Genomic DNA, 24953 nt, shown 5'->3' with positions numbered 1-24953 from the left:
CGATGAAAACCGCTACGTTGCCCTATTAGTAGGCAACATAGCGGTTTTTAACTTAAATAACAGTGGCACCAAGGACCGTTTTGAAGTGGTTTAGTGCCCATTCGTGCCCGGCTTGATTGAATGAAGCGACCGCATCACTAACCACTGTGATTTGATAACCCAAGTTATAGGCATCCACGGCGGTGTGCAGGACGCAGATATCCGTATCGACGCCAATCAGTGTGATATCGGTGATACCACGCTCACGGAGCCGGATATCTAAGTCCGTACCCGCAAAAGCAGAGTAGTGTCGCTTGTCAGTCCAGTAGACATTGGCCAAATCAGCCGTTTGTTCATAGTAGGCTTGGAGGTCACCAAAAAGATCGTGGCCCCAGGTACCCGCTACATTGTGGAGTGGAAATTGCTTCATTTCAGGGTGATAGCTATCGTCAGCTTCATGGCGATCAATGGTGTAGGCAACGAAATCGCCACGTTCTGTAAATTCTTTTGTTAGTTCGAGAATGCGATCATGAATGGCCTGGGCGGGGATGCCAGCTGTTAAGGACCCGGCCTCAGCTACAAAATCGTTAGTGTAATCGATTGAAATTAGTGCTTTCATATTGAGCCTCACTTTAGGATATGTCACAATGATACAGGTTAATTATAACGATACGATGGCCTAATTTATATAGTAAGATATTAGTAATACGAACCTGAAAATAAACATTAGAAGAGGATCATATAGATGACAACACTGATTGAGCAACTTGATTTGGGTGAGCATATTGAGTTACGGGAAATGACCCCTGACCAAAAAATTGAGGTCAAGGTCGCTTTAATGGGCGCGGCTGATTATTTTAATGAATTCGAAGGGGGTGTCAACCTGTCTGATGCGGCAGTGACGCACCTTTTTGCCAATCATTTATTGGGTATTTACGCCAACGGGGCCATCATTGGCTTAGTATCATTAGCTGAACCGACAGTGTCTTCCTGGTATATCGATACCTTTTTCGTGATTGAACAGTGGCGTGAACAAAAGGTGGCGACCAAAGTCATCACAGCGCTTAAAAATGTGGGCCATGATCGGGCGATTGAACAGCTCGAGCTCCAGGTGATTCAACCAAATGTGACCGCACACATGTTTTTATTCAAGCAAGGCTTCAAGATGCAGCGGGTTGTGCCTGAATGGCAGAATCAAGCTGGTGAGATTTATCCGTTGGACATCATGGCGTTGACCATTGAGTAAAACGGACAAAGGAACGAGTTTCACTGACATTTGAGAGATTAATTGCGAGATATGTTATAATTTTTTGTACGCGTATTTCCGACAGAGGGGCAATAAATTGAGTAGGGACTTTTTATTGGCATAGGTCTGGCATTACGTTAAAAATAGAAAGACAGGATCAAAAATCCATGAAAATTAAAGGGTTAACCCCAATTTTACTGATTGTTTTGGTAGTGCTATTCTTCACTGGAAATATCTATTTCTTGGCACGTCCATTAGCTAACTTTATGAATATTTCTGGTCAATATTTGGGTGGCGCTAACTCAGTTGGTTGGTCGATTATTATTTTGACCATCGTTGTCCGTGTGTTGATGTTACCAATGATGTTACACCAATCACGTGATATGACCATCCAACAAGAAAAGATGCGTCTGTTACAACCACAAATGCGTAAAGTGCAAGAAGCCACTAAAAACGCGCAAACCCAAGAAGAAAAGATGCTTGCCTCACAGGCAATGATGACCATTTACCGTGAGAACAATGTTTCAATGCTTGGTGGGATGAACTTTGCAACGTTGATTATCCAATGGCCAATCTTTTCTGGGTTGTATGGTGCGATTAATCCCCACGTGATTCACAATTGGAAATCAATGGCATGGGCATCAACGCAAATGGCCGAAATCAAGCACGCTGCTTTCTTCGGCATTCCTTTGACGAAGGCGAGCTTGATTTTAGCGATTGCAACAGCCTTGGCCTATGCTGCCCAGTCATATCTATCATCACTTGGTGTGCCAGAAGATCAGCGTAAGCAAATGCGTCAAATGATGTACATCATGCCAATCATGATGTTCTTCATGACTTATGTCACTAACGCCGGGGTTGGTTTGTACTTCTTCGTTGGTGCTTTGGTGATGATCGTGCAAACATTGATTATCAACGCTTGGCGGCCACATTTGCGCAAGCATGTTGAGTCAACTTTCACCGTTAAGGATGTTGTTGATGATGCATTGGCTGGCAAGATTGAACAACCAGCGCCAACTGGAACCTTTGCCAAGATGATGCAACAAGCGCAAGAACAGCAAGCACAACAAGACCAAACAACGGGACGTAAGGATGTTACTGATTCAGCAAAGCAATCAGACAATCCAAATCATCCCCGTAATGCGGGTAAGCAACACCATAAGTAAACTGATTTTAATGAGAATGACTGGGGATAGCTGCCCCAGTCATTTTTTTGTATCAAGCATGCAAACTGAGGTTGTCAGACAGCTCAGCCACGGCCTCAATCGGCTGGATAATGGTCATGCGAAATGGGGGTAATGGGCTATATTAAGTCTGAAAATTCCCATTAATTGGCGTACAATAGAATTAGAATTTGATGAAATTAGGTGAAATGATGGTTGCAAATGTGAAAAAGTTTTATTCGTCATGTACGACGATTTTGGTTGGTAAAGCGGCTAGTTATGATGGCTCAACCATTGTGGCACGGACGGAAGATTCAGCTAATGGCCAATTTGCGCCAAAGCGGTTTGTTGTTGTGACGCCTGAGGAACAACCAAAGATCTATACGTCAGTCATTAGTGGTGTGACGATTACATTACCCGAAAATCCCATGCGGTATACTTCAGTACCAAATGCGATTTTAGATGATGGTCTCTGGGCTGAGGCGGGTATCAATGATGCCAATGTTGCTGTGAGTGCGACTGAAACCATCACAACCAATGAACGTGTGTTAGGCGCTGATCCAATGGTACCCGGTGGTATTGGTGAGGAAGATATCACGACCATTGTCTTGCCATACATGCATTCAGCACGGGAAGGTGTTGAATTACTGGGCCAGTACCTTGAAAAGTATGGAACCTATGAACATAACGGTATTGCTTTTTCTGACATCGATGAGATTTGGTGGTTAGAGACCATTGGCGGTCATCACTGGATTGCCAAGCGGGTCCCAGATGATGCCTATGTTACCAATCCCAACCAACTCGGGATTCAAGAATTCCGTTTTGATGATCCAGACAACTACATGGCCGCAAGCGATTTGGAAGAATGGGTGGCTCAATATCACCTGAATCTCAGTCTTGATGGTACGCTGAATGCCCGTGATGCTTTCGGTTCACATACCGATAAGGATCATCATTACAACACACCGCGGGCTTGGTACATTCAAAAGAAGTTGACCCCAACAATGATTCAAGACCCAATGTCAGATGATATTCCATGGTCAAATAAGCCAACACGCAAGATCACGATCGAAGATGTGAATGACGTCTTGTCGAGTCATTACCAAGATACGCCCTATGATCCATATGGTAAGCAGGGGGATGAGCAAACTCGCAAGACTTTCCGTCCAATCGGCATTAACCGCAATGGTCATCTCAGTATTTTGCAAATCCGGCCTAATGTACCAGCTGAAATTGCTGGTGTCCAATGGCTGGCGTATTCATCGCAACCATTTAACACGATGGTGCCGTTCTATACCAATGTGGGGACGACGCCAGCAGCCTTTGCAAATACGACGGCCGCAGTGACAACCGATAGTTTTTATTGGACAAACCGCATCATTGCCGCTTTAGCCAGTCCAGTATTTGATGAAACAGTGGCCTTATTTGAAGATTATACCGAGTCGACGATGGCCGCTGGACATTTGTTGTTGAATACAACTGATGCGGCCGTTATTGCTGGAGTCGATGATGTACAAAGTGTGCTTGCGACGGCAAATCAACAAATCGCGGATGCGGTGGTCGCAGAAACTCAGCAACTATTGGCTGATGTTTTGTTTACCGCGTCAAATTTGATGGCGAACCATTTTTCACGTAATGATTAGTAATACGTCAGGATAGAGGTTGGAGAGAAACTGGGTGTTTTATCTGATCCCCGAAAAAGTGACAGCTCGTTGTGGTTTTTCAAGCGGTGTTTTATAATTATCTGGCAGCCAGAATTTTTTAAGCTGGTCATAAGGGCTGTATTATGCCAAAGGGTATGTTGATTTGAATAAAAATATTGTTGTGCGACTTGGACTATTCCTTGTTGCGTTTATAGGGACAGGATCTTTGGCATCATTTCTGTTTCCTAGTGTTTTTTCCTTTGGTCAGCAGACCATTATTTCATTAGCAGTAGCTGTAGTTGCTTTTATGATTGGTTCGCAGATCAAGGATAAAAAATAGTGGTCAGTGTTTTAAAGTTAAGGTCGTCACCGCTGGTCTTTGGACCAGCGGTTTTTTATTTTATTGATAACTGATCAAACAGCCAGCATTTCGTTGCCAAAAAAAAGACCCGCTGAATGTAACATTCAAGCGCGTCTACTTTGTTGTATTTCATGCTGAAATTGGCTGAGTTTGCGTCAAAAGGTTATGTTTGTATCCAACTCAGCTCTTTATTCGTGATGAATGTCCAGAGGGCCCCAGCGTAGAAAATGAGCAAAAAAATGCCATAAACTAGGTCTGGAATATAGAAGAATGCTAGTAATCGGGCCATCCAACCCTGATCCCAAACTGTGATTACTTGAACAAAAATATAGGCATAAAACAAAATTAAAGCAATTATCGTATTGAGTGTAAATAGGGAAGTTAGGGTGCCGGTGATCATAATAGTTCTGATGATATATGTTATAAACGCAAAGAGGATAATTGGTGTGATTGCCAGAGCCATGTAAAGACCAATTTGTTGAAACCAGTAAATAAATCTCATCCAGACAGGCATCTTTAGTCCATACATTTTAATATTTTGTAGGGCCCCCATATACCACCGTTTTCTTTGATTATAAAGTGATTTAAAATCTTCCATGACATCAGTAATCGACTCGATCCCAACGTGGGGAATCGTGTAGCCTAACGCTAATAAGGCCAAGGTCAACTCGTTATCTTCGGTCATACTATCGACATCATAATAACTGTCACCTTTTGGCAATTGTTTACCAATGATACGAGCCTCCTTGACTTTTTTCAGAGCATTCCAACTGATTAAGCTAGCCGTTCCTGATAAAACATATACTTCAATTCGTTCCTTAACTAACCGTCTAAAGCGCGCAAATTCCATTTGTTGTAAGGTACCCAGGATATTGTGGGAGTTGCGACCAACAAAAATAGAACTGACGCCACCAACATATTTATTTCGTCCCATTTTATTTTCAGCACGTTCAACGAAATCACTGTCCACCGTGGTATCTGCATCCATGACAATGACGGCAGAGTGTTTATGGCTATCAAGTTCAGCTGAGAGCTGGTCGAGGGCATAATTCAATGCACCGGCTTTTTTCTTAGTATTTTTACCGGGCATAACTAACACTTGTGCACCAGCAGCCATGGCTGCAACGGCCGTTAAATCTGTTGTATTATTTGGAACAACTAGAACTTTATCTGGCTTGCGCGTTTGGGTTAAGATACTTGTTACAGATTTAGCAACTGTATCTTGCTCATTCCATGCCGGAATTAAAACAACAATATACAAAGAGTGGTCCGTTAAACCTTTTTGGTTTTCTTCTTCCGAAAATAGTGGACGTCCTTTAAATGTGAGGGTCAGTTTTCGTTTACCAGTTTTAAAAGAAATTAAAAATTTAATTCCAATTGTTGGTAAAAATTGTAGGATATGAAATACAATTCCAATGTCAATAAATATAGACACATCAAATAAAAATGAATTCATCTTTTTCACCATTCAAATAATAATATTAAATGAAAAATAGCATACTATTTTGAAAATAACAATAAAAATAAATGGATATGTTTTTGGATAATCAAAAATAATGGTTGGTTTTACGGCCAGCATTATAAAAAGTAAGTGAATCATTAGGTCATGTTGTCTTACTGGTAATTAAGGGTTAATTAGGCATTTAACATAGTGATTTATCAAGAATTTTATAACTGGTAGAAAACGAGTAGAAAAAATATTTTTCAATTAAATGAACTGGCATGCTGATTTTAATTTGTTGCTTGAATATAATTTTTATGTTCATTTTAAAAGTTATGATGTAAAACGACCTTTTTTGCATAGATTTATTATAAAAAAACCAACTAACTCCGTAAAAAGTTAATTGGTTTTATATAGTTTCATGTGGCCTAGTTACCACCAATGTCCTAGTAGACTAATCAATAGGAGAGTCAAGCCACTAATAGTTGTTAGGAAAACCAGTGGTATAGATAGGGGCGTTTTGATGTTCGTGCGGGGGAACCCCTCTGAAAATCCGTGGGAGGTCATCCCCTCCGATAGATCCTGCGCCCAATTAATCGCCGTCAATATTGCCTTGAAATAAAGCTGTGGTGACCACAAATGGTATTTGATGCCGCGCATGGCAGCACCATACTGGATAATCTTAATTTGATGACGCACCCGAGGTAATAGGTTAAATGCCGCCAAAATCCCATACGTAAAGGTGTCGGATAATTTGAGATAATCACGCAAACTGAACAAAATCTCGCGGGGCGTATAAGCTAAGGTGACGGTCAAGCCAAGCATCAAAAAGGCATACAAACGACTCGTATAGATCAACGCAATATGCCAGTTGTCATAGGTACTAAAAGCCATGTATGACCACCAAGTCCCAAACGCAGCGGGTAGTGAAATCAGCAGCGCCCAGAACACTGGTTTTGGTTTAACACGTAATAGGAGCAACAAGGCCATCCCAATCAACACCAACACGCTATTTAACCAAACTGATTTAACAAACATGATGCCTAAACCAGTGATGGACACGAAGATCAACAAGGGTAAGGGTTGGCGATTAGTCATGAGGGGCCTCCGTTACTAGTGCGATGCGGTGATTAGCTAAGTGCAGTTCATAGTCGACGAATTCGTTTAAGAATTGACGTTGATGTGAAATCATCAATGCACTAATCTGATTAGTCACGATGTAGTCTTTAAGCAATGTGAGCAGGGTGCGAACCGAAGCACTATCCAGACCAGCCAGGGGTTCATCTAGTAATAGAACGGGATGACCGCTAATGAGGACGCTCAGTAATTGGACTTTTTTCTGTTGCCCACCAGATAGTTGGTACACGACGTGATCCAATACGTGGTCGAGGTTTAACGCAGTGATGGCGCGCTTGATACGGTCATCCGTCCAATAGTCCGTTAAGTGACTGTGGGCACGACTTTGCGCAAATTCTTCTCGGGGGGTCATCGTGATGAATTGGTCACTGGCATTTTGGAAAACATAACCTACGACTTGCGCCCAATCAAAGAGTTTATAGTCAGCCATTGTTTTACCAGCAAAAGTGACTTCACCGGACATGCTAAGTTGCTTACTAAGGACACGGAAAAGGGTCGATTTCCCAGAACCGTTTGCTCCTGATAGCAGGCCAAGCTGACCAACGGGTAAGGCAAAGCTACTATCATGCACGAGAATCGTTGCGCCAACCTGTAAGGTCAAGTCACGCCAGTGTAGCTGACTTTGTGCTGCAGGTGTCCCAACAATTGGTGGCACAGTTGGCGCCGTTAATTCAGTCAGGGCGACTTCAACGGGGCGTTGCTCCCGTAATTGAAAAACGTGGTCAACTAATGGTGCATAACCCGTTAAATCGTGGTCAGAGATAAAAATCGTTTTACCATGATCAGTTTGCAGCGACTTAATGATGTGCAACAACTGTTGGCGGCTTTCGGGATCAACATTGGCAAAGGGTTCATCTAACAAGATGATTTCCGCATTCAGCGCAAAAATGACAGCCAGGGCCACGCGCTGTTGTTCACCACCAGACATGGTGAATAACTGTCGTTCAGCTAATGGTACCAAGTCCAGCATCAGCAAAGCATTTTCAGTACGCGTCTGAATTTCTGTACGGGGTAATTGCAGGTTTTCTAACGCAAATTCAATTTGTTCACGCGGTGTTTGCATCGCAAATTGCCGTGTCGGATTTTGGAAAAGCATCGCAATGTGTTGTGCGCGTTCAAAACTGACAATTGGTCCAACGGGTTGTCCCAGCAAATAAACATCACCTTGCGTAATGTCACCGCTAAAATTAGGGTAGAGACCAGCCATTAATTTAAGTAAGGTCGATTTGCCAGAGCCACTGGGCCCGTAAAGCAAATTAAACGAGTTGGGTGCTAAAGTTAAAGCGACATCCCGAAGAATGTCGCTATTCTTTGACCCATAAGAGAAATTAAGTTTTCGAATTTCTAATTTGGTCATGAAATTATTCCTAGTGGCGAATGCCTGACTGATCAACTAACTTTTGAATCCAGTAAACTAATACACCGGCGAAAAATCCGATTGAAATGAAACGGATGATGAAAAGGGTGATGAGTAGGCCAAATGAGAATGTGTTGTAGCCACTTTGGAACCAGTCCCAAATGAACATCAAGACCGTCGTTGATACCGTTGACATGAACAAGCCAAACTTATCCCAGTTCTTGTAGCCAGTGAGCGCAAACCCAGCTTCACTGGAAACTCCCTGCACTAAACCATAAATGACATTTGAAAAGCCCCATTGTGAGAAGAGTAGCATTTCAACGACGGCTGCCAAGATTTCACCAATGGTTGTGGCACCGGCCTTTTTGAGTAACACACCAGCCATTGGACCAGCCATAATCCAAACACCCAGCGTCATGTCATTGGCATAAATCTTTAAAGGTGTGGCTGCAATCGCATTGTATGCGAAGCCCCATACTTCATAGATCACACCGAAGAAAATAGCAATAATGGCAAGTGTAATGACGTCATTTAATGACCATGAACGCTTGTCTTTTGATGAAACTGTTTGCATGGCGCAAACCTCCGAATTATTAGAATGTAACGTCAAACAAGCGTGATTCCCGCAAGCGCGATGGCAGTAGAACATCACAGCATTGGAATGATCGAACGCATGGAAAAGAAAAAAGACCCCGTCCAAGCAAAAAGCTGGACTGGGTCAGTTTACTTACTAGGTAAACAAACCAAGCTACCTCCGCCGGCATTATCCGGATCAGGTACGATGGGTATTATCTCAGCCCCAAAAGGAGCACCCCAGCTTGTTTGAATCGTCATAGGTAAGCATAACGGATTCTTAAAATAAATTCAATAGATAGTTACAGCGTTTGCAAGTTACCCCGGAAATCGGCTAGTGAACGATAGCCTTTTTTGGCCATCTCAGCTAATAATTCTGTCTTAAGACGGTCAAAGATAGCTGGTCCCTCAAAGGCAAGGTTGGTCCCGACCGAAACTAAATCAGCCCCACACAGGATGTGTTCATAGACGTCACGGCCGGTTTGGACACCACCGGTCCCGATAATTTTGATGGCAGGGTTCAGACGCAGTCGGAGGGCCCGAACATTGGCCAAAGCAGTTGGCTTCACGATTTCCCCGCCGATACCGCCAAAGCCGCCCTTAGGAGCGATCATCACGCTGTCGGTTTCTGGATCAATGGCCAGGGCGTTACCAATTGAATTAATGGTATTGACGAATGCCAAAGGGAAGTCGTTTAACACAGCCGCAACCATGTCGAAGTGCACAATATCGAAATAGGGTGGCAACTTGACCCCGAGGGGCTTGGTATAGAATTGGAAGACCTCAGTCAAAATGGCGCGGGTTGCATCGAAATCATAGGCCGTTTGTGGTTTACCAGGGACGTTTGGGCAAGATAGATTTAGTTCAACCAAACCATTAAAATTAGACGCTTGAATTTGGTGAAGCATCGCCAGATTATCGGTCTTGGTCAAGCCAGCAATTGACAGAAAAAGGGGCTTTACAGCCTGCTTAGTGATGACATAGTCTAAATAGTAATCTAAGCCATTATTAGGTAAACCCATCGAATTAATTGAACCAAGGGGCATTTTGGTAAAGCGGGGTGCTGGATTACCAGCCCGGAAACTAGGTGTGGCTGACTTGGTGACCAGTGACCCAGCCCCGGGGGCAGTCAATACCTGGTCAAGTTCCTCGGTGGTCATGCAATAGACACCAGCGGCATTCAGTAGGATGTCGTCAAATTCAAAGCCAGCAATGTTGGCGGTAAGCGTTGTCATGATGTTTTATTCCTCTCTGTGACTAATTAAACATAACAATATTGTGAAAAATTTATTTTAATCAGTGTACCCAATATTTGGTGAAAAGGGAAGGGAAAGATAGTGATATATGGAATTATTTTTTTGCGTACAACTTTCCTTGTACACCGGCGATGACTTACTATGCATTAAGGTAGAGAATATAGATTGAAAAATCTAAGAATGGGTTGATGACTCAAAGAGTAGCTAGCGATCAGGCGTGTTTCCACAGAAAAATCACACGGGAAGTCAAGTGAGAATGACAACTTACTTTTTGGTAGCACTTAGTTGCATTTAACTGACTAACGTGAAGCGCTTTCTTTTTTAGCAGTCAAGTAACAAAAACGTAAAAATTCTGGTAAAATTAAGACAATAAACAATTGTCAGTAACAAAGATGACGCGGAGGAATGACTGGTGAAAAGCACACTAAAAATTATTGGGTTATCAACAAATGCAGAATTGACCCAAAAAATTTCTGAAGAACTACATTTGCCAGTAACACCGGTTGAGGTGAAGCGCTTTAAGGACGGCGAGATCGCATTACGCGTGTTGGAAAGTATCCGTGGGGATGATGTATTTGTTGTGTCGCCAATCGGTGGTGAGGTTAATGATAGCTTTATGGAAATCATGATTGCAGTAGATGCTTTACGACGTGCATCAGCTAAAACGATTAATGTTGTCCTGCCATATTATGGATATGCCCGACAAGATCGTAAAGCAAAAGCACGCGAACCAATCAGTGCTAAATTAATTGCTTCATTACTCGAGATGAACGGCGTTGATCGCGTGGTTGCGGTTGATTTGCATGCTGATCAAGTACAGGGATTCTTTGATATTCCTGTGGATCATCTCCTTGGCGCACCGTTGTTATCAGATTATTTCTATTCACGTAAACTATTGGACAACTTAGTGGTTGTTGCGCCTGATCATAGCGGTGCTGGTCGTGCCCGGCGTTTTGCGGAAATCCTAGGCGCACCTTGGGGTGTGATTAATGACCGCGTGGCACGAGAAGATCCTAAGAACCCAGATGCCATTGTCGGTCATGTTTCTGGTCGCATTGCGATCATCGTTGATGATATTATTGACTCTGGTCGACGCATGGTAACCTCGGCAGCCGCTTTGAAGGCAGCTGGCGCACTTGACGTGTACGCAGTAGCGACCCATGCAGTCTTCTCAAATGATGCGGCAAATGTCTTAGCAGATGACGACAATATTCGCAAAGTGGTGGTAACGGATACTTTGCCCATTCCTGAAGATAAGCAATTTTCAAAGTTGGTGGTTTTGTCAGTGGCACCACTATTGGCTGAGGCCATTACCCGCATTCACAATAATCAGGACGTCGGATCACTCTTACGTTCGTCAAATAATCCTGAAGTTAAGTTATAAGGAGTAGCAAATCATGGTATATGCAGCAGATGAACAACGTTATGAAAAGTTACCTTACCGGCGTGTCGCTGATTCAGGCCTGATTTTACCCGCACTATCATTTGGGCTGTGGCGTAATTTGGGTGATGAAAAGCCATTGGCCAATTCACGTGAGGTGATGTTGAAAGCCTTTGACAATGGTATTTTTTCATTTGATAACGCATCTAACTATGGTCCTTCAAATGGTACCGCCGAAGAGACCTTTGGGGCCGTTTTCCAATCTGATTTGAAGCCTTACCGTAATGAATTGGTGATTACCACCAAAGCGGGGTATCACATGTGGCCGGGTCCTCTTGGCGAGTTTTCTGGTAAGAAGCCGTTAACAGCATCCTTAGATTTATCTTTGCAGCGTATGCACTTAGACTATGTTGATATTTTCTATGCGCATCGTTGGGATCCTAACACAAACTTACGTGAAACAGCCGAAGCACTAGATTTGTTGGTACGCCAAGGAAAGACATTGTACGTGGGTGTGTCAAACTATACGGCAGAACAAACGGCGGCCATTGCAGAAATCTTTGATGAGTTACACACACCATTTATTGGTAATCAGGTGTCATATAACATGTTGAATCGTGAAGCCGAGACAACTGGTTTGTTGGACGTGTTGGATGCGCACCATGCTGGGTTGATTGCATATGGTCCACTGGCCGAAGGATTGTTGACTGATCGTTATCTAGATGGCATTCCAGCTGATTTCCCATTGCACCGGACGAACAGTTTCATTGCTGATAACCGTGAGGCCTATGTGGCCAAGTTGAATGCCTTAAACGCGATTGCACAACAACGTGGACAAACATTGGCCCAATTGGCCATGGCCTGGCTATTACGTGATCCACGAGTGACATCAATCGTCATTGGGGCATCATCAGTTGAGCATTTGTTGGATAATGTGCGCGTGGCCGATAATATGACGTTAGGTGCTGAGGAATTGGCCGCGATCGAATCAATTTTGAACGATTAGCGTGAACCTGCTTCAGTTAGGAAAAATTGATAAAATACGCTAAAATAGAACGTATTGAATTGTATAGGTTCAATACGTTTTTTCGTATTGAACAGAGAGTGAGGATACTGCTTTGGGACGTTACCTATTAGATGATAAGCAAAAAGAAATGAATAAGAAGTGGTCGATCAATGAAAAGCGTGGTGAAACGCGCGCAGAGATGATTGCACGCTTGCGTGATGAGCGACTTGCACAACAAAAGGAGCGCGCTACCGATGAGTAGAAAGCTAATTGGTATCGATCTTGACGGCACGACGTTAAATGAGAAGAGTCAGGTTTCTGAACGGACCCGCCGTATTTTACAGGCAGTTCAAAATGAAGGACACATTATTTCCATTATCACTGGTCGATCAGCTCGACTATCAACCGATATTTATGACACGTTAGGGTTGAAATCACCGATGATTAATTTCAACGGCGCCTTGGGACACAAACCCCACCAAGTTTGGGATCGTGAATACTCACATCAAATTTCACGTGACATCGCGCTCGACTTGTTAGAAATTGCACCAGAGATGAATATCGAGCGGGTGGTTGCTGAGAATAAGGACTCTGTGTGGGCATCCCCAGGAAAAGTGTCAGCAAATTTGGATGACATCGAACAAATGTTCTTTCCAACGCGCGAAGCAGGACCGCAAATGTTGGATCGGTTATCCTTAAATGCAGATATTAATGCGATTTTATTGGAAGCCGCCAGTCCCCTCCATCAAACTCAAATCAAGCGGTTTGTGATGGATCGTTATGGTGAAGATCAGGTGACGGTCAAAACTTGGGGTGGTGAGTCACCGGTTTTGGAAGTGGCACCGGCCGGGGTTTCTAAGACCACGGGTTTGGACTACTTGCGCCATATTTATCAGATTGACAAGCAAGATATCTATGCCTTTGGGGATGAGATGAACGACTTGGAAATGATTCAATGGGCTGACCATGGGATTGTGATGGCTAATGGGAATCCTGAGTTAAAGGCGGTGTCTGATGATGTCACTGACTTACCAAACACGCAGGATGGGATGGCCCGTTATATCGCCAAGATGCTCCATATGGACATTGATTAGAAAGAGGACACGATGAAATTACCAGCAGGTTTTGAAGAGAAATATCGCGCCTTATTGGGTGATGAAGCTGATGCATTCATGGCTTCATTTGATAAGCCCGTTGTCAAGGCATACCGTGTTAACCCTCTTAAAGCACAACAAACTTTGTATGACACACCTGATGACGGTCGGGTTCCTTGGGGGCAGTGGGGTCATGTTGGGACAGTTTCGGGTCATTCAGTGGACCACACGACGGGCCTGATTTACTCGCAAGAACCAAGTGCCCAGTTGGTCGCCGAGGTTGCCCATCCTAACCCAGGTGAACGGGTGTTGGATTTGGCTGCTGCACCGGGGGGCAAGTCGACGCACCTCGCTTCATTTATGAATGGGGAGGGCCTGTTGATTTCAAACGAAATCTTCCGTAAGCGGGCGACGGTCTTATCTGAAAATATAGAACGGTTCGGTGTCCAAAATGCGATTGTGACCAACCACGCACCCCAGGACTTATCAAAGTGGTTGCCGGGTTACTTTGACAAAATTATTTTAGATGCACCTTGTTCAGGTGAAGGCATGTTTCGTAAGGATCCAGGGGCGATGCAGTACTGGGATGTCGATTATCCGGCCAAGTGTGCTGCCTTGCAACGCGAAATTTTGACGGAAGCGGTCAAGATGATGAAGCCAGGGGCTGAATTAACATACTCAACTTGCACCTTTGCGCCAGAAGAAGATGAACAAATCATTGCTTGGTTAATTGACACGTATCCATGGTTGGAAATTGTGCCAATTGATAAGCCTGCTGGTGTGGACGATGGTCGACCAGAATGGGCTGATGGTAACCCTGAGTTGGCTAAGACAGCCCGCTTGTTCCCTAATCACTTGGACGGTGAGGGGCATTTTGTGGCGAAATTGCGTTCAAAGTTAACGGATGAAGATGTCACCGCAAAGGCACCCAAGCTCGCTACAACAAATTTGAACAAGGAACAAAGCGCGCTTTGGGCTGCCTTCCAAAAGGATATGTTGCCAGATTATCAACCAGCTGTCTTGCAGGCTTTTGGTGAGCAACTGTACGCGCTACCAGCGGGGACACCTGACATGAAGCGCGTACAAGTCATGCGGGCCGGTGTACATTTAGGCACGTTTAAAAAGAATCGCTTTGAACCTAGTTTGTCATTGGCGTTGGCTGTGCAACCGACCGAATTTACCCGGGTCTATGCAACGAACGATGAAGAATGGGCAAAATATGTGCATGGCGACACCTTCTTCGTGGCGGACCGGGCGGCGTATGCAAATGGTTGGTATTTGTTGACCATGAATGGGAACGGGACTGGTTTTGGTAAGTTGGTCGATGGCCAGATGAAAAACTTCTATCCCAAGGGGTTACGCTTCCAGGTACGTGAGCAACCAACAGCCCTCGAGGATGAGATGTACTAAACTTGTACATCCTGGCATTTTGGTATTCTCATTAATAATTAATTAAGCTAAAATAGAGATAATTGCATCATCAAAAACGGTGATGGTTGGAAAGGAATTGCAGATGGCAGACGAAAGAATTACTCGTGATGACGTATTACACGTTGCCGAGTTGGCTAAGCTAGAATTGTCAGCGACCGAGGCTGATAAGTTCACCGAGCAACTTGAAAAGATTTTTGACTTGGTAGATACTTTGGCCGAAGTGGACACGGAGGGCGTTCAACCAACGTATTCAGTGACAGAAATGCGGACAGTTTTGCGTGAAGACGTGGCCGATAATGCCCACCAATTGGAGGCATTATTGCAAAATGCACCTGAACATCAAGAAACGTTGATCAAGGTGCCAGCAATTTTGACGGAGGAGTAGCCAGAATGGATTTCTTACAAACTGATTTAACTGACTTGCATGCTAAGTTGGTCAACAAAGAATTAAGTGCAGTTGATTTGACCAAGGCTACTTTGGAAAATATCGATGCTACCGATAGTAAATATGAAGCTTTTATCACGGTCATGCGTGATGAAGCCTTGGCTAAGGCCGAAGCAGTTGATGCTGCTGGGATTGATCCGAACAATGTTTTGTCAGGAATTCCCTATGGTATCAAGGACAACATGGTCACCAATGGTGTAGAAACAACGGCCGCCTCACGAATTCTTGAAGGGTTCAAGCCCATTTATGATGCCACGGTTGTTGAAAAGTTGTCTGACCAAGGTGCGATTGGGGTTGGTAAGTTGAACATGGACGAATTTGCCATGGGTTCCACTACTGAAACGTCCTACTATAAACAGACCAAAAATGCCTGGGACCAAACAAAGGTTCCTGGTGGGTCTTCAGGTGGGTCAGCCGTGGCGGTTGCTGCGGGTCAAGTCCCATTCGCCTTGGGATCAGATACGGGTGGTTCAATTCGTCAACCAGCCGCCTTTAACGGGATTGTTGGATTGAAGCCAACGTATGGTCGGGTGTCACGGTGGGGATTGATCGCCTTTGCTTCTTCATTGGATCAAATTGGTCAATTTACGCGCACCGTTAAGGATAACGCCGCTGTGTTAGGGGCGATTGCTGGTCGTGACGCCCGCGATCAGACATCATCTGATGTGCCGGTGCCTGATTACACAGCCTCATTGAATGGTGACATCAAAGGCTTAAAAATTGCTGTGCCAAAGGAATACTTTGGTGACGGTATTGATGAGCAGGTTAAAGCAACTGTTCGGGCCGGTATCAAGCAACTCGAGGCTTTGGGTGCCCAAGTTGATGAAGTATCCTTGCCACATACCAAGTATGGGGTGGCTGCTTACTACATCTTAGGTTCGTCAGAAGCGTCATCAAATCTGCAACGTTTTGATGGTATTCGCTACGGTTTCCGCGCTGAAAACGTTAAGACTTTGGATGATTTGTACATACAAACGCGTACGCAAGGCTTTGGTGATGAAGTGAAGCGTCGTATCATGCTGGGAACGTTCTCATTGTCAGCCGGTTCATACGATGCCTACTTTAAGAAGGCAGCGCAAGTGCGGACATTAATGAATGAAGATTTCCAAAATGTTTTTACCGACTATGATTTGATTGTGGCACCAACAACACCTAATGTGGCCTACAACTTCGGTGCTAATGAAGATGATCCACAAGTTACTTATATGAATGACGTTTTGACGATTCCAGTGAACATGGCTGGTTTGCCAGGTTTGTCAATCAATGCTGGGTTTGTTGATGGTTTGCCTGTTGGTATGCAAATTATTGGAAACCGTTTTCAAGAAGAAACTGTTTTCCGTGCAGCATACGCCTTTGAACAAGCAACCCGTTTGTTTGAACAAGTTCCAGGAGGTGCAAACTAATGGCTATTTCAAATTTTGAAACGACGATTGGACTAGAAGTCCACGTTGAGTTGAAGACCAATTCAAAGGCGATGTCTCCATCACCTGCTCAATTCGGTGACCAACCAAACACGAATACCAACGTGATTGACTGGGGATACCCCGGTGTTTTGCCCCAAGCTAACAAGGGGGCCCTTGAATATGGCATGATGGCAACTTTGGCTTTGCATGGTGAAGTGACTCATGATTTGCACTGGGATCGTAAGAATTACTTCTATCCTGATAATCCAAAAGCTTACCAAATCACACAACAATTCGAACCCATTGGTCGCAATGGTTGGTTGGAAATCGAAGTTGCCGGTGTGAAGAAGCGAGTCGGTATCCGTGAATTGCACGTCGAAGAAGACGCTGGTAAGAACACGCACGGTGGGGATGGCTACTCTTATGTCGACTTGAACCGTCAAGGCACACCATTGATTGAAATCGTTGGTGAAGCTGACATTCAATCACCTGATGAAGCTTATGCTTACCTGGAAGCTTTGAAGCAAGCTATTCAATTTACCGGTATTTCTGACGTTAAGATGGAAGAGGGTTCAATGCGTGTCGACGCTAACATTTCCATCCGACCATATGGTGCTGAGCAATACGGGACCAAGGTCGAGTTGAAGAACTTGAACTCATTCAACTTTGTGCGTAAAGGTCTTGAATACGAAGAGCAACGTCAAGCACAAATTTACTTGGCTGGTGGCACAATCAAGCAACAAACCCGGCGTTATGATGAAGCTACGGGTCAAACGGTCCTGATGCGGGTTAAGGAAACGGCGGATGATTACCGTTATTTCCCAGAACCAGATTTGACACCAGTCCACATTGACCAAATGTGGGTTGATGAAGTGGCGGCCAAGTTACCTGAATCAGCACCATCACGGCAACAACGTTATGTTAACGACCTTGGCTTGGAGCCATACGATGCTGCTGTTTTGACGCAAACCCTTGAAATGGCTAACTTCTTTGACGCGACGGTGACTGAGGGTGCGGATGCTAAGCGTGCCGCTAACTACTTGATGGGGGATGTGAATGCGTTCTTAAACGCTGAACACATGGACTTGCAAGATACTAAGTTGACGCCTAAGCACCTGGCTGGCATGATTCAGTTGATTGAAGATGGCACGATTTCAACTAAGATGGCTAAGAAGGTCTTTGCTGCGATTACAGCGGGTGAAGATCCAGTTGAATACGTTGAAGCAAATGGCTTGAAGCAATTATCAGATCCAGCTGTTTTGATGCCAATTATTGATGAAATTTTGGACAATAATGCCCAATCCGTAGCTGACTACCTTGGTGGTAAAGAACGCGCTACCAAGGCTTTGATCGGCCAAATCATGAAACAAACAAAGGGTAATGCCAACCCTAATGTTGTCAATGATTTGTTGCTGAAGGGTCTTGAAGCACGGCGTTAATCTATTTTTAAAACTCTAGTTTGTAGCAATGCAAATTAGAGTTTTTTTGGTAAATGAGGGCAAGGCTGCAATGAGAATTCATAATAAAACATCATTTTTATAGCAGTCTTAAGCCATCCATGATAATCTTATTATTGGTTGCAAAATTTGCATAAGAACGAAATGGTGAGAGAAGAAATATGACAACAAGTGCAGTGGTTGTGACATACAACCGGTTACCGTTGCTCAAGGAAGTGATTGCAGCCTTGCAAGCATCTGAGACACCGGTAGACCATTTGATTGTGGTTGATAATCATTCGGATCAAGAGACAAAAGAATACTTAACCAAGCTGGGTACGGCAATCGAGTATGTGCGTTTAGAGGAGAATTTAGGCGGCGCTGGTGGTTTTAATCATGGTGTCCGTTACTTTATGGAGCACACACAAGATGAGTTTGTCTGGCTGATGGATGATGACACGGTGCCAGCACCCGATGCTTTAGGGAAGTTGCTGGCATTTGCCAAAACAGAACCGCACTTTGGCTTTTTGTCATCAGATGTCCGCTGGATCGATGGTCATCGTGCGAAGATGAACAATCCGGCTCCTAAGCATGGGCTTTTTAAAATTCCAGAAAATGAAACAACCCCGGTTGAATTGATGAACGCGACTTTTGTTTCGTTGCTTGTGCGACGCGCAGTGGTGGCACAAATTGGTTTGCCAATTACGGCGTTCTTCATTTGGGGTGATGATATTGAATATACTGAACGGGCTGGCCGGGTTGCTCCCGGTTATTTCGTACCGGCTAGTCGGGTGATACACAAGATGGGCGCCAATGTCGGTTCAAACATTTTACACGATTCGCTGGAGCGCTTACCCCGGTATTTTTATTCGTATCGCAATAAAAAATACTATGGTGCCAAGCGCGACTTGCTTGGTCGTATAAAGTCGAATTTGCGAATTTATGGTGAGGGCTTACAATTAAGACTATTACCAGGCATTAGTCATCGCGCTGAACGCTTGAAGGTTTGGCGTGAGGGTGTGGCTGCTGGTAAGCAGTTTAATCCGGATATTGAATTTGCAGATCGTTATGAGGAGTAAATAATGGCTAATAAATACAACACAAAAAATTACGATTATCTCATCATTGGGGCGGGTCCATTTGGCATGATTTTTGCCTATGAAGCCGCTAAACGCGGTAAGCGCTCATTGATTGTTGAAAAACGGGCCCACATCGGTGGTAATATGTACACGCATACGGAGCATGGCATCACGGTGCACGATTTTGGAGCCCATATTTTCCATACCGACAACAAAGAAGTTTGGGATTATATTCGTCAATTCGCTGAATTTAATGGTTATCAAAATCAAGTGGTGGCCAATTATAAGGGCGATTTGTACAACTTACCATTCAATATGAACACTTTCTACGAGATGTGGGGAACTAAGACACCTGACGAGGCTAAGGCGAAGATTGAAGAGCAAAAGAAGGCTGCTCTGGCTGATCTTGGTGATAAGGCCCCTCGTAACTTGGAAGAACAAGCAATTTCGTTGATCGGTACGGATATTTACGAAAAGCTGATTAAGGGCTACACGGAAAAGCAATGGGGACGTAAGGCAACTGAATTGCCAGCGTTCATTATTAAGCGTTTGCCAGTCCGTTTCATCTACGATAACAACTACTTTAATCACCGGTACCAAGGAATTCCCGTTGGTGGCTATACGCAAATTTTCGAGAATATGATGGCCCAGTCAAATGGCTTGATTGACGTCATGTTGAACACGGACTTTTTTGATATCAAAGATGAAATCTTGCCCGAATTTGCGCATGTATTGTACACAGGGATGATTGACCAATTCTTTGATTACCAGTTTGGTGAATTGGAGTACCGCTCATTGCGCTTTGAGCATGAAGTCATTGATTCAGACAACTACCAAGGTAACTCGGTCATCAATTACACGGATGCAGAGACACCATATACGCGAGTAATGGAATGGAAGCATTTCGATGGTTTAGCCGATGAAGGTAAGACCATTATCACGCGTGAATACCCACAGACCTGGGATCGTAGCAAGGAAGCTTACTACCCAGTTAATGATGAGAAGAATACGCAAATTTATAAGCAATATGCGAAATTGGCGCGGACTGAACATCCTGATATTATTTTCGGTGGCCGGTTAGGACAGTATCGTTACTTTGACATGGACCAAGTGTTCAATGCTGCTTTGAACGAAGTGCGCAAGGAGTTTGGCATTGCAGCTGACTTTAATTTTGCCCATGATGAATTTCATTAACTAACAAGTCCGGCATAGTGTACTATGTGGGGCTTTTTATATGTGAGCATACTACTAATTTTTAGATAGCATAAATATTTTCGAAAACTCTTCGTGACTTATTCACGTACTATTTTGATAAAGAGTTATATAATATACGAGTAGATGTTGTAACAGAACTATTACGGGGGAACTGTAAATATGGCAGACGAAATGGCAGATTTTGGGGTTGTTGGGTTAGCCGTCATGGGACGTAACTTAGCATTGAACGTTGAGTCACGTGGATATACTGTGGCAATTTTTAATCGTTCATATGAAAAAACGGCAGACTTGGCGCAAAAGCATGCTGATAAGCACTTTGTGCCAGCCAAGACCGTGGCTGATTTCGTAAAATCAATTAAGAAGCCTCGTCGTATTATGATGATGGTTAAAGCAGGGGCACCAACCGATGCGACTATCGATGAATTGGTACCTTTGCTTGATAAGGGTGATATCTTGATTGATGGTGGTAACACCTACTTTGAAGATACGATCGCACGTAACAAGAAATTAGCCGCATCAGGCATTAACTTTATCGGAACCGGTGTTTCTGGTGGTGAGCTAGGAGCCTTGCAAGGTCCTTCAATGATGCCTGGTGGCCAAAAAGAAGCTTATGATTTGGTTGAACCAATCTTCAAGGAGATTGCTGCAAAGGCCCCAGAAGATGGTAAGCCAACTGTTTCATATGTTGGTCCAGACGGGGCAGGGCATTATGTCAAGATGGTGCATAATGGTATTGAGTACGGCGATATGGAATTGATCGCTGAGTCATATGATTTGTTGCACCGGGTCCTTGGTTTGTCAGCTGATGAATTGGCTGCTACCTTTGCTGATTGGAATAAGGGTGAGCTTGATTCATACCTTATCGAAATCACAGCTGATATTTTGCAACAAAAAGATGACATGGGTTCAGGTAAGCCAATCGTTGATATGATTTTGGATGCTGCTGGTAACAAGGGTACTGGAAAGTGGTCTTCACAATCAGCTTTGGAAGTTTCAGCACCACAATCACTGATTACTGAGTCAGTCTATGCCCGTTACCTTTCAGCAATGAAGGAAGACCGTGTCGCTGCTTCAAAGGTGTTGGCTGGTCCTGAATTTACGTTTGAAGGCGATGTTGAAGCGACGAAGGAAGACATTCGTAAGGCGCTATACTTTGGTAAGATCATGTCTTATGCACAAGGTTTTGATCAGTTACGAATGGCCTCAGAACACTTCGATTGGGATTTGCCATTTGGTGAACTTGCGCAATTGTGGCGTGCGGGTGCCATCATCCGTGCATCATTCTTGCAACGTATCACGGATGCCTACGATGCTAACCCAGGGATTCACAACTTGCTTTTGGATCCATACTTCGAAGGCATTGTTGAGGAATACCAAACAGCCGCTCGTAAGGTCGTTGCTTTGGCAGTGACAGCTGGCGTGCCAGCACCATCATTGTCAGCAGCGGTAGCTTATTACGATGGTTATCGTTCAGAAGTTCTGCCTGCTAACTTGATTCAAGCGCAACGTGACTACTTCGGTGCCCACACGTATGAACGTGTCGACAAGGACCGTGGTGAAATGTTCCACTACACTTGGTATGAAGAAGCATAACACTTAATGTAAAAGTGACTCCTGTAGCTAATTTAGTTACAGGAGTTTTAATTTATTGTGGTCATCAGCTAATCCTGCAAGGCCAGTCCGGGCCTATTCTGGTGCCCTTTGTGACGTTAGTGGCGATTATTGGTGTGCATCCGAAAAAACGCGGGTTCTTTTTGTGATAAAATAGTACTGTTTGGTATCATTAGCAAACGATCAGTACAAAAATCAAAGTTAAAATAGGAGGCTGCCATGATTGAAAATTGGACAGAATTTTTACAACCATATGAACAAGCAGTCGCAGAGTTAAAAGTAAAATTGCGGGCAATGCGGATTGAGTTTGAAACGGCTGGCGTGCATACCCCCATTGAATTTATCACCGGTCGCGTTAAGGCACAGCAAAACATCATTGAAAAGGCTGAGCGACGGCATGTCGCGATGGATCGTTTGGAGCAAGACATGCAAGATATTGCGGGCTTACGGATTATGACCCAATATGTCAAAGATATTTATACCGTCGTCGATCTCCTACGTGAACGGCAGGATATGGTGATTCTTGAAGAGCGTGATTACGTGACCAACGCGAAGCCTTCAGGTTATCAGTCCTACCATGTGGTGATTGAATATCCTATCCAAACCATCTCTGGTGAAAAAAAGTTGATTGCCGAAATTCAGATTCGGACCATGCAAATGAATGTGTGGGCAACGATTGAACATGCGATTAATTATAAATTCGACGGTGAAATTCCAAGTGACGTTCAAGATAAGCTGGAAGAGGTAGCCACACTTTCAATGAGAGTGGATACCATGTTTCAAGATATTCAAGAAGAAGTTACGATGATCAATAAGTAGGCGGAAAATGAGAATTGCAATTTATCACAATGACATTGAGCAAACAGTGACGGTCGCCAAGGACCTGCTAAATTTACTTAGTGCCCATCCCCATGAATTCACGATTGACGATGAAAATCCAGAAGTGGTGATTTCAGTTGGTGGCGATGGCACCCTTTTGGCCGCGTTCCATCATTATGCTGACGATTTAGAAAAAGTACGATTTATCGGTGTACATACAGGCCATCTGGGTTTCTATGCTGATTGGCAAAGTTTTGAACTGCCCGAGTTAGTGGAATCATTGCTCGTGGATAAGGCGAAAACCGTTCAGTATCCGTTGTTAACGATGCGCGTACATCATAAGTCAGGCATTGAAGAAGATGTGTTGGCGTTAAATGAAGCGGCCATTAAGCGACCACGGGGCACCTTGGTGGCTGATATTACCATCGATGGCGATTTTTTTGAACGCTTTCGGGGAGATGGTTTAACCGCGGCCACACCGACGGGTTCTACGGCCTATAATAAGGCCAATGGTGGGGCCATTTTGCACCCTAGCTTGGCATCAGTCCAACTATCAGAAATTGCTTCAATCAATAATCGGGTATATCGGACACTAGGGTCCCCCTTGATTATTGGTAGAAACGAAGTGGTGCGTATTGCCGAAATTAATAATAACGCTTCGGTGACCTTGGCATATGATCACTTGACGGTTGAAACCACGGATATTGAATGGGTCGAATTTCGGGCAGCGGAGCAACATATTTCATTTGCAGAGTACCGGCATACGCCATTTTGGCACCGTGTACGAAATAGTTTCATTGGGGACGAGGTAAATTAATGGCCACATTTAGTTGGACAAAATTGGACGAAGGTGGCTTAAAAATTAAAGCCTTTTTGGCACAACGCGGGGTTTCTCACCGCATGTTTAGCATCATTAAGCGTGGGGGCGGGAACATCTTGTTAGATGGACAACACGCGGCGACGATTGATGAAATTAAGCAGGGTCAAAAAATCACGGTGGTGATGCCACCAGAAGAAAGTAATACCATTATTCCGCCATCTGATTTACCACTGGATATTTTATTTGAAGATGAAAATTGGTTGGTCGTCAATAAGTCAGCTGGGGTGACCTCAGTTCCCGGTAAAGCTGATCGTGAAACCACAATGGTTAACCGGGTCAAGGGTTATTTGATGGCATCCGGTGCCAAAGACTTAGTCCCCCACGTAGTGACCCGTTTGGATCGGTTCACTTCCGGAGTTGCTTTGTTGGCTAAGCATCGTTTTGCCCATGGCCTGTTGGATAAAGCATTACAGTCACACACCGTTGACAAGCGGTATTATGCCCTGGTAGATGGTGATTTACCAGATGATTACGGCTTTATTGATGCACCAATTGGCCGCATGGATGATGATTTTATTCGTCGTGAAGTGCGGGCGGATGGTCGCGCTTCACAAACAGAATATTGGGTTATCAAGCGTTTCGGTAATCAAACCTTGGTCCGAGTGCAATTGCATACGGGGCGCACTCATCAAATTCGCGTGCACTTTAAGTATATTGGTCACCCATTAGTGGGTGATGAAATCTACGGTGGACCACTTGATCGGGGCATTCAACGACAGGCTTTGCATGCCTTTTGGCTGAGTTGGTATGATCCATTTGCACAGGAGCAAAAGTCATATATTGCATCCATGCCAGCTGACTTTGTGGCGGTCATGGACGGTTACGAACCGGTCATGGATAAGATTTAATGAGCGCAGTAAGAAGTGAGATGACTTAGTTAGATCGGCTAAGTCATTTTCTTTGTACTGCATACATATCGCGAACGACACACTGTCAATTGGGTGTTTAACTAAGGAAATGGCGTGAGGGTTGATCATGATAAATGATTGACGAGGAT

Annotated in this window: 24 protein-coding genes and 1 riboswitch; of the genes, 18 read left to right on the top strand and 6 right to left on the bottom strand. The window is 44.2% G+C overall.

What is annotated here, in order from left to right; all coding sequences use genetic code 11:
• Positions 1-52: 52 nt before the first annotated feature.
• Positions 53-598 carry a cysteine hydrolase family protein gene (locus WSWS_RS04500; RefSeq protein WP_070230161.1) on the bottom strand — a complete coding sequence of 182 codons (546 nt, stop codon included), beginning with the start codon at positions 596-598 and terminating at the stop codon, positions 53-55.
• Positions 599-724: 126 nt separating this feature from the next.
• Here WSWS_RS04500 and WSWS_RS04495 point away from each other — a divergent pair, with 126 nt between their 5' ends.
• The 4 genes from WSWS_RS04495 to WSWS_RS08175 all read left to right on the top strand — a co-directional run bounded on the left by WSWS_RS04495 (position 725) and on the right by WSWS_RS08175 (position 4371).
• Positions 725-1225, top strand: a complete 501-nt coding sequence (locus WSWS_RS04495; protein WP_070230160.1) for a GNAT family N-acetyltransferase — start codon at positions 725-727, stop codon at positions 1223-1225.
• A 167-nt stretch (positions 1226-1392) separates the two neighbouring features.
• Positions 1393-2391, top strand: coding sequence for a membrane protein insertase YidC (gene yidC / locus WSWS_RS04490; protein ID WP_070230159.1), 999 nt, complete (start codon positions 1393-1395; stop codon positions 2389-2391).
• A 209-nt stretch (positions 2392-2600) separates the two neighbouring features.
• A complete protein-coding gene (locus WSWS_RS04485; RefSeq protein WP_070230820.1) occupies positions 2601-4031 on the top strand; it encodes a C69 family dipeptidase in 1431 nt (476 codons plus the stop codon).
• A gap of 163 nt (positions 4032-4194) precedes the next feature.
• Entirely contained in the window at positions 4195-4371 is a 177-nt protein-coding gene (locus WSWS_RS08175; RefSeq protein ID WP_164699435.1) for a hypothetical protein, read from the top strand.
• A gap of 184 nt (positions 4372-4555) precedes the next feature.
• Here the strand turns inward: WSWS_RS08175 and WSWS_RS04480 are convergent, their stop codons facing one another.
• From WSWS_RS04480 to WSWS_RS04460, 5 genes are all read right to left on the bottom strand, one after another.
• Positions 4556-5848, bottom strand: coding sequence for a glycosyltransferase family 2 protein (locus WSWS_RS04480; RefSeq protein WP_114981113.1), 1293 nt, complete (start codon positions 5846-5848; stop codon positions 4556-4558).
• A 417-nt stretch (positions 5849-6265) separates the two neighbouring features.
• A complete protein-coding gene (locus WSWS_RS04475; protein WP_070230158.1) occupies positions 6266-6931 on the bottom strand; it encodes an energy-coupling factor transporter transmembrane component T in 666 nt (221 codons plus the stop codon).
• Positions 6924-8327 (bottom strand): ABC transporter ATP-binding protein, encoded by a 1404-nt coding sequence (locus tag WSWS_RS04470; RefSeq protein WP_070230157.1) that lies wholly within the window; start codon positions 8325-8327, stop codon positions 6924-6926. The genes WSWS_RS04475 and WSWS_RS04470 overlap by 8 nt, the downstream gene beginning before the upstream one ends.
• Before the next feature lie 10 nt (positions 8328-8337).
• Positions 8338-8901 (bottom strand): ECF transporter S component, encoded by a 564-nt coding sequence (locus tag WSWS_RS04465; RefSeq protein WP_070230156.1) that lies wholly within the window; start codon positions 8899-8901, stop codon positions 8338-8340.
• Between the two features lie 158 nt (positions 8902-9059).
• Positions 9060-9153, bottom strand: a riboswitch (TPP riboswitch).
• A 49-nt stretch (positions 9154-9202) separates the two neighbouring features.
• Positions 9203-10135: a dihydroorotate oxidase gene (locus tag WSWS_RS04460; protein WP_070230155.1), complete on the bottom strand. Its 933-nt coding sequence runs from the start codon at positions 10133-10135 to the stop codon at positions 9203-9205.
• A 433-nt stretch (positions 10136-10568) separates the two neighbouring features.
• On the opposite strand from WSWS_RS04460, the gene WSWS_RS04455 reads away from it, so the two are divergent.
• The 14 genes from WSWS_RS04455 to WSWS_RS04395 all read left to right on the top strand — a co-directional run bounded on the left by WSWS_RS04455 (position 10569) and on the right by WSWS_RS04395 (position 24804).
• Entirely contained in the window at positions 10569-11540 is a 972-nt protein-coding gene (locus tag WSWS_RS04455) for a ribose-phosphate diphosphokinase (RefSeq protein ID WP_070230154.1), read from the top strand.
• A gap of 13 nt (positions 11541-11553) precedes the next feature.
• Positions 11554-12543, top strand: coding sequence for an aldo/keto reductase (locus WSWS_RS04450; protein WP_070230153.1), 990 nt, complete (start codon positions 11554-11556; stop codon positions 12541-12543).
• Positions 12544-12655: 112 nt separating this feature from the next.
• Entirely contained in the window at positions 12656-12805 is a 150-nt protein-coding gene (locus WSWS_RS08170; protein WP_164699433.1) for a hypothetical protein, read from the top strand.
• Positions 12798-13637 (top strand): Cof-type HAD-IIB family hydrolase, encoded by an 840-nt coding sequence (locus WSWS_RS04445; RefSeq protein ID WP_070230152.1) that lies wholly within the window; start codon positions 12798-12800, stop codon positions 13635-13637. Before WSWS_RS08170 ends, WSWS_RS04445 begins: the two co-directional genes overlap by 8 nt.
• 12 nt (positions 13638-13649) lie before the next feature.
• A complete protein-coding gene (locus WSWS_RS04440) occupies positions 13650-15047 on the top strand; it encodes an RsmF rRNA methyltransferase first C-terminal domain-containing protein (RefSeq protein ID WP_070230151.1) in 1398 nt (465 codons plus the stop codon).
• A 103-nt stretch (positions 15048-15150) separates the two neighbouring features.
• The gene (gatC, locus tag WSWS_RS04435; RefSeq protein ID WP_070230818.1) at positions 15151-15453 is read left to right on the top strand and encodes an Asp-tRNA(Asn)/Glu-tRNA(Gln) amidotransferase subunit GatC; all 303 of its coding nucleotides are present in this window, start codon (positions 15151-15153) and stop codon (positions 15451-15453) included.
• A 5-nt stretch (positions 15454-15458) separates the two neighbouring features.
• Positions 15459-16916, top strand: a complete 1458-nt coding sequence (gatA, locus tag WSWS_RS04430) for an Asp-tRNA(Asn)/Glu-tRNA(Gln) amidotransferase subunit GatA (RefSeq protein WP_070230150.1) — start codon at positions 15459-15461, stop codon at positions 16914-16916.
• Positions 16916-18355 carry an Asp-tRNA(Asn)/Glu-tRNA(Gln) amidotransferase subunit GatB gene (gene gatB / locus WSWS_RS04425; RefSeq protein ID WP_070230149.1) on the top strand — a complete coding sequence of 480 codons (1440 nt, stop codon included), beginning with the start codon at positions 16916-16918 and terminating at the stop codon, positions 18353-18355. The genes gatA and gatB overlap by 1 nt, the downstream gene beginning before the upstream one ends.
• A gap of 179 nt (positions 18356-18534) precedes the next feature.
• Entirely contained in the window at positions 18535-19431 is an 897-nt protein-coding gene (locus tag WSWS_RS04420; RefSeq protein ID WP_070230148.1) for a glycosyltransferase family 2 protein, read from the top strand.
• A gap of 3 nt (positions 19432-19434) precedes the next feature.
• Positions 19435-20625 (top strand): UDP-galactopyranose mutase, encoded by a 1191-nt coding sequence (gene glf / locus WSWS_RS04415; protein ID WP_070230147.1) that lies wholly within the window; start codon positions 19435-19437, stop codon positions 20623-20625.
• Positions 20626-20805: 180 nt separating this feature from the next.
• On the top strand, positions 20806-22239 hold the full coding sequence (gndA, locus tag WSWS_RS04410; protein WP_070230146.1) for an NADP-dependent phosphogluconate dehydrogenase: 1434 nt from the start codon (positions 20806-20808) through the stop codon (positions 22237-22239).
• 237 nt (positions 22240-22476) lie between these two features.
• Positions 22477-23076, top strand: coding sequence for a GTP pyrophosphokinase (locus tag WSWS_RS04405; protein ID WP_070230145.1), 600 nt, complete (start codon positions 22477-22479; stop codon positions 23074-23076).
• 7 nt (positions 23077-23083) lie between these two features.
• Positions 23084-23893: an NAD kinase gene (locus WSWS_RS04400; protein ID WP_070230144.1), complete on the top strand. Its 810-nt coding sequence runs from the start codon at positions 23084-23086 to the stop codon at positions 23891-23893.
• Positions 23893-24804: an RluA family pseudouridine synthase gene (locus tag WSWS_RS04395; protein ID WP_070230143.1), complete on the top strand. Its 912-nt coding sequence runs from the start codon at positions 23893-23895 to the stop codon at positions 24802-24804. The genes WSWS_RS04400 and WSWS_RS04395 overlap by 1 nt, the downstream gene beginning before the upstream one ends.
• The last annotated feature ends 149 nt before the right edge of the window (positions 24805-24953 follow it).

It is taken from the genome of Weissella soli, from assembly GCF_001761545.1.
Classification (GTDB): domain Bacteria; phylum Bacillota; class Bacilli; order Lactobacillales; family Lactobacillaceae; genus Weissella; species Weissella soli.
This window is presented reverse-complemented; position numbering and strand designations above follow the sequence as displayed.

Coding starts and splice junctions, on each gene's coding strand:
- gndA (WP_070230146.1), top strand. CDS start 20,806: ATGGCAGACGAAATGGCAGATTTTGGGGTTGTTGGGTTAGCCGTCATG.
- WSWS_RS04470 (WP_070230157.1), bottom strand. CDS start 8,327: ATGACCAAATTAGAAATTCGAAAACTTAATTTCTCTTATGGGTCAAAG.
- yidC (WP_070230159.1), top strand. CDS start 1,393: ATGAAAATTAAAGGGTTAACCCCAATTTTACTGATTGTTTTGGTAGTG.
- WSWS_RS04495 (WP_070230160.1), top strand. CDS start 725: ATGACAACACTGATTGAGCAACTTGATTTGGGTGAGCATATTGAGTTA.
- gatC (WP_070230818.1), top strand. CDS start 15,151: ATGGCAGACGAAAGAATTACTCGTGATGACGTATTACACGTTGCCGAG.
- WSWS_RS04405 (WP_070230145.1), top strand. CDS start 22,477: ATGATTGAAAATTGGACAGAATTTTTACAACCATATGAACAAGCAGTC.
- WSWS_RS04480 (WP_114981113.1), bottom strand. CDS start 5,848: ATGAATTCATTTTTATTTGATGTGTCTATATTTATTGACATTGGAATT.
- WSWS_RS04445 (WP_070230152.1), top strand. CDS start 12,798: ATGAGTAGAAAGCTAATTGGTATCGATCTTGACGGCACGACGTTAAAT.
- WSWS_RS04400 (WP_070230144.1), top strand. CDS start 23,084: ATGAGAATTGCAATTTATCACAATGACATTGAGCAAACAGTGACGGTC.
- glf (WP_070230147.1), top strand. CDS start 19,435: ATGGCTAATAAATACAACACAAAAAATTACGATTATCTCATCATTGGG.
- gatB (WP_070230149.1), top strand. CDS start 16,916: ATGGCTATTTCAAATTTTGAAACGACGATTGGACTAGAAGTCCACGTT.
- gatA (WP_070230150.1), top strand. CDS start 15,459: ATGGATTTCTTACAAACTGATTTAACTGACTTGCATGCTAAGTTGGTC.
- WSWS_RS04440 (WP_070230151.1), top strand. CDS start 13,650: ATGAAATTACCAGCAGGTTTTGAAGAGAAATATCGCGCCTTATTGGGT.
- WSWS_RS04395 (WP_070230143.1), top strand. CDS start 23,893: ATGGCCACATTTAGTTGGACAAAATTGGACGAAGGTGGCTTAAAAATT.
- WSWS_RS04485 (WP_070230820.1), top strand. CDS start 2,601: ATGGTTGCAAATGTGAAAAAGTTTTATTCGTCATGTACGACGATTTTG.
- WSWS_RS04450 (WP_070230153.1), top strand. CDS start 11,554: ATGGTATATGCAGCAGATGAACAACGTTATGAAAAGTTACCTTACCGG.
- WSWS_RS04475 (WP_070230158.1), bottom strand. CDS start 6,931: ATGACTAATCGCCAACCCTTACCCTTGTTGATCTTCGTGTCCATCACT.
- WSWS_RS04460 (WP_070230155.1), bottom strand. CDS start 10,135: ATGACAACGCTTACCGCCAACATTGCTGGCTTTGAATTTGACGACATC.
- WSWS_RS04500 (WP_070230161.1), bottom strand. CDS start 598: ATGAAAGCACTAATTTCAATCGATTACACTAACGATTTTGTAGCTGAG.
- WSWS_RS04465 (WP_070230156.1), bottom strand. CDS start 8,901: ATGCAAACAGTTTCATCAAAAGACAAGCGTTCATGGTCATTAAATGAC.
- WSWS_RS04420 (WP_070230148.1), top strand. CDS start 18,535: ATGACAACAAGTGCAGTGGTTGTGACATACAACCGGTTACCGTTGCTC.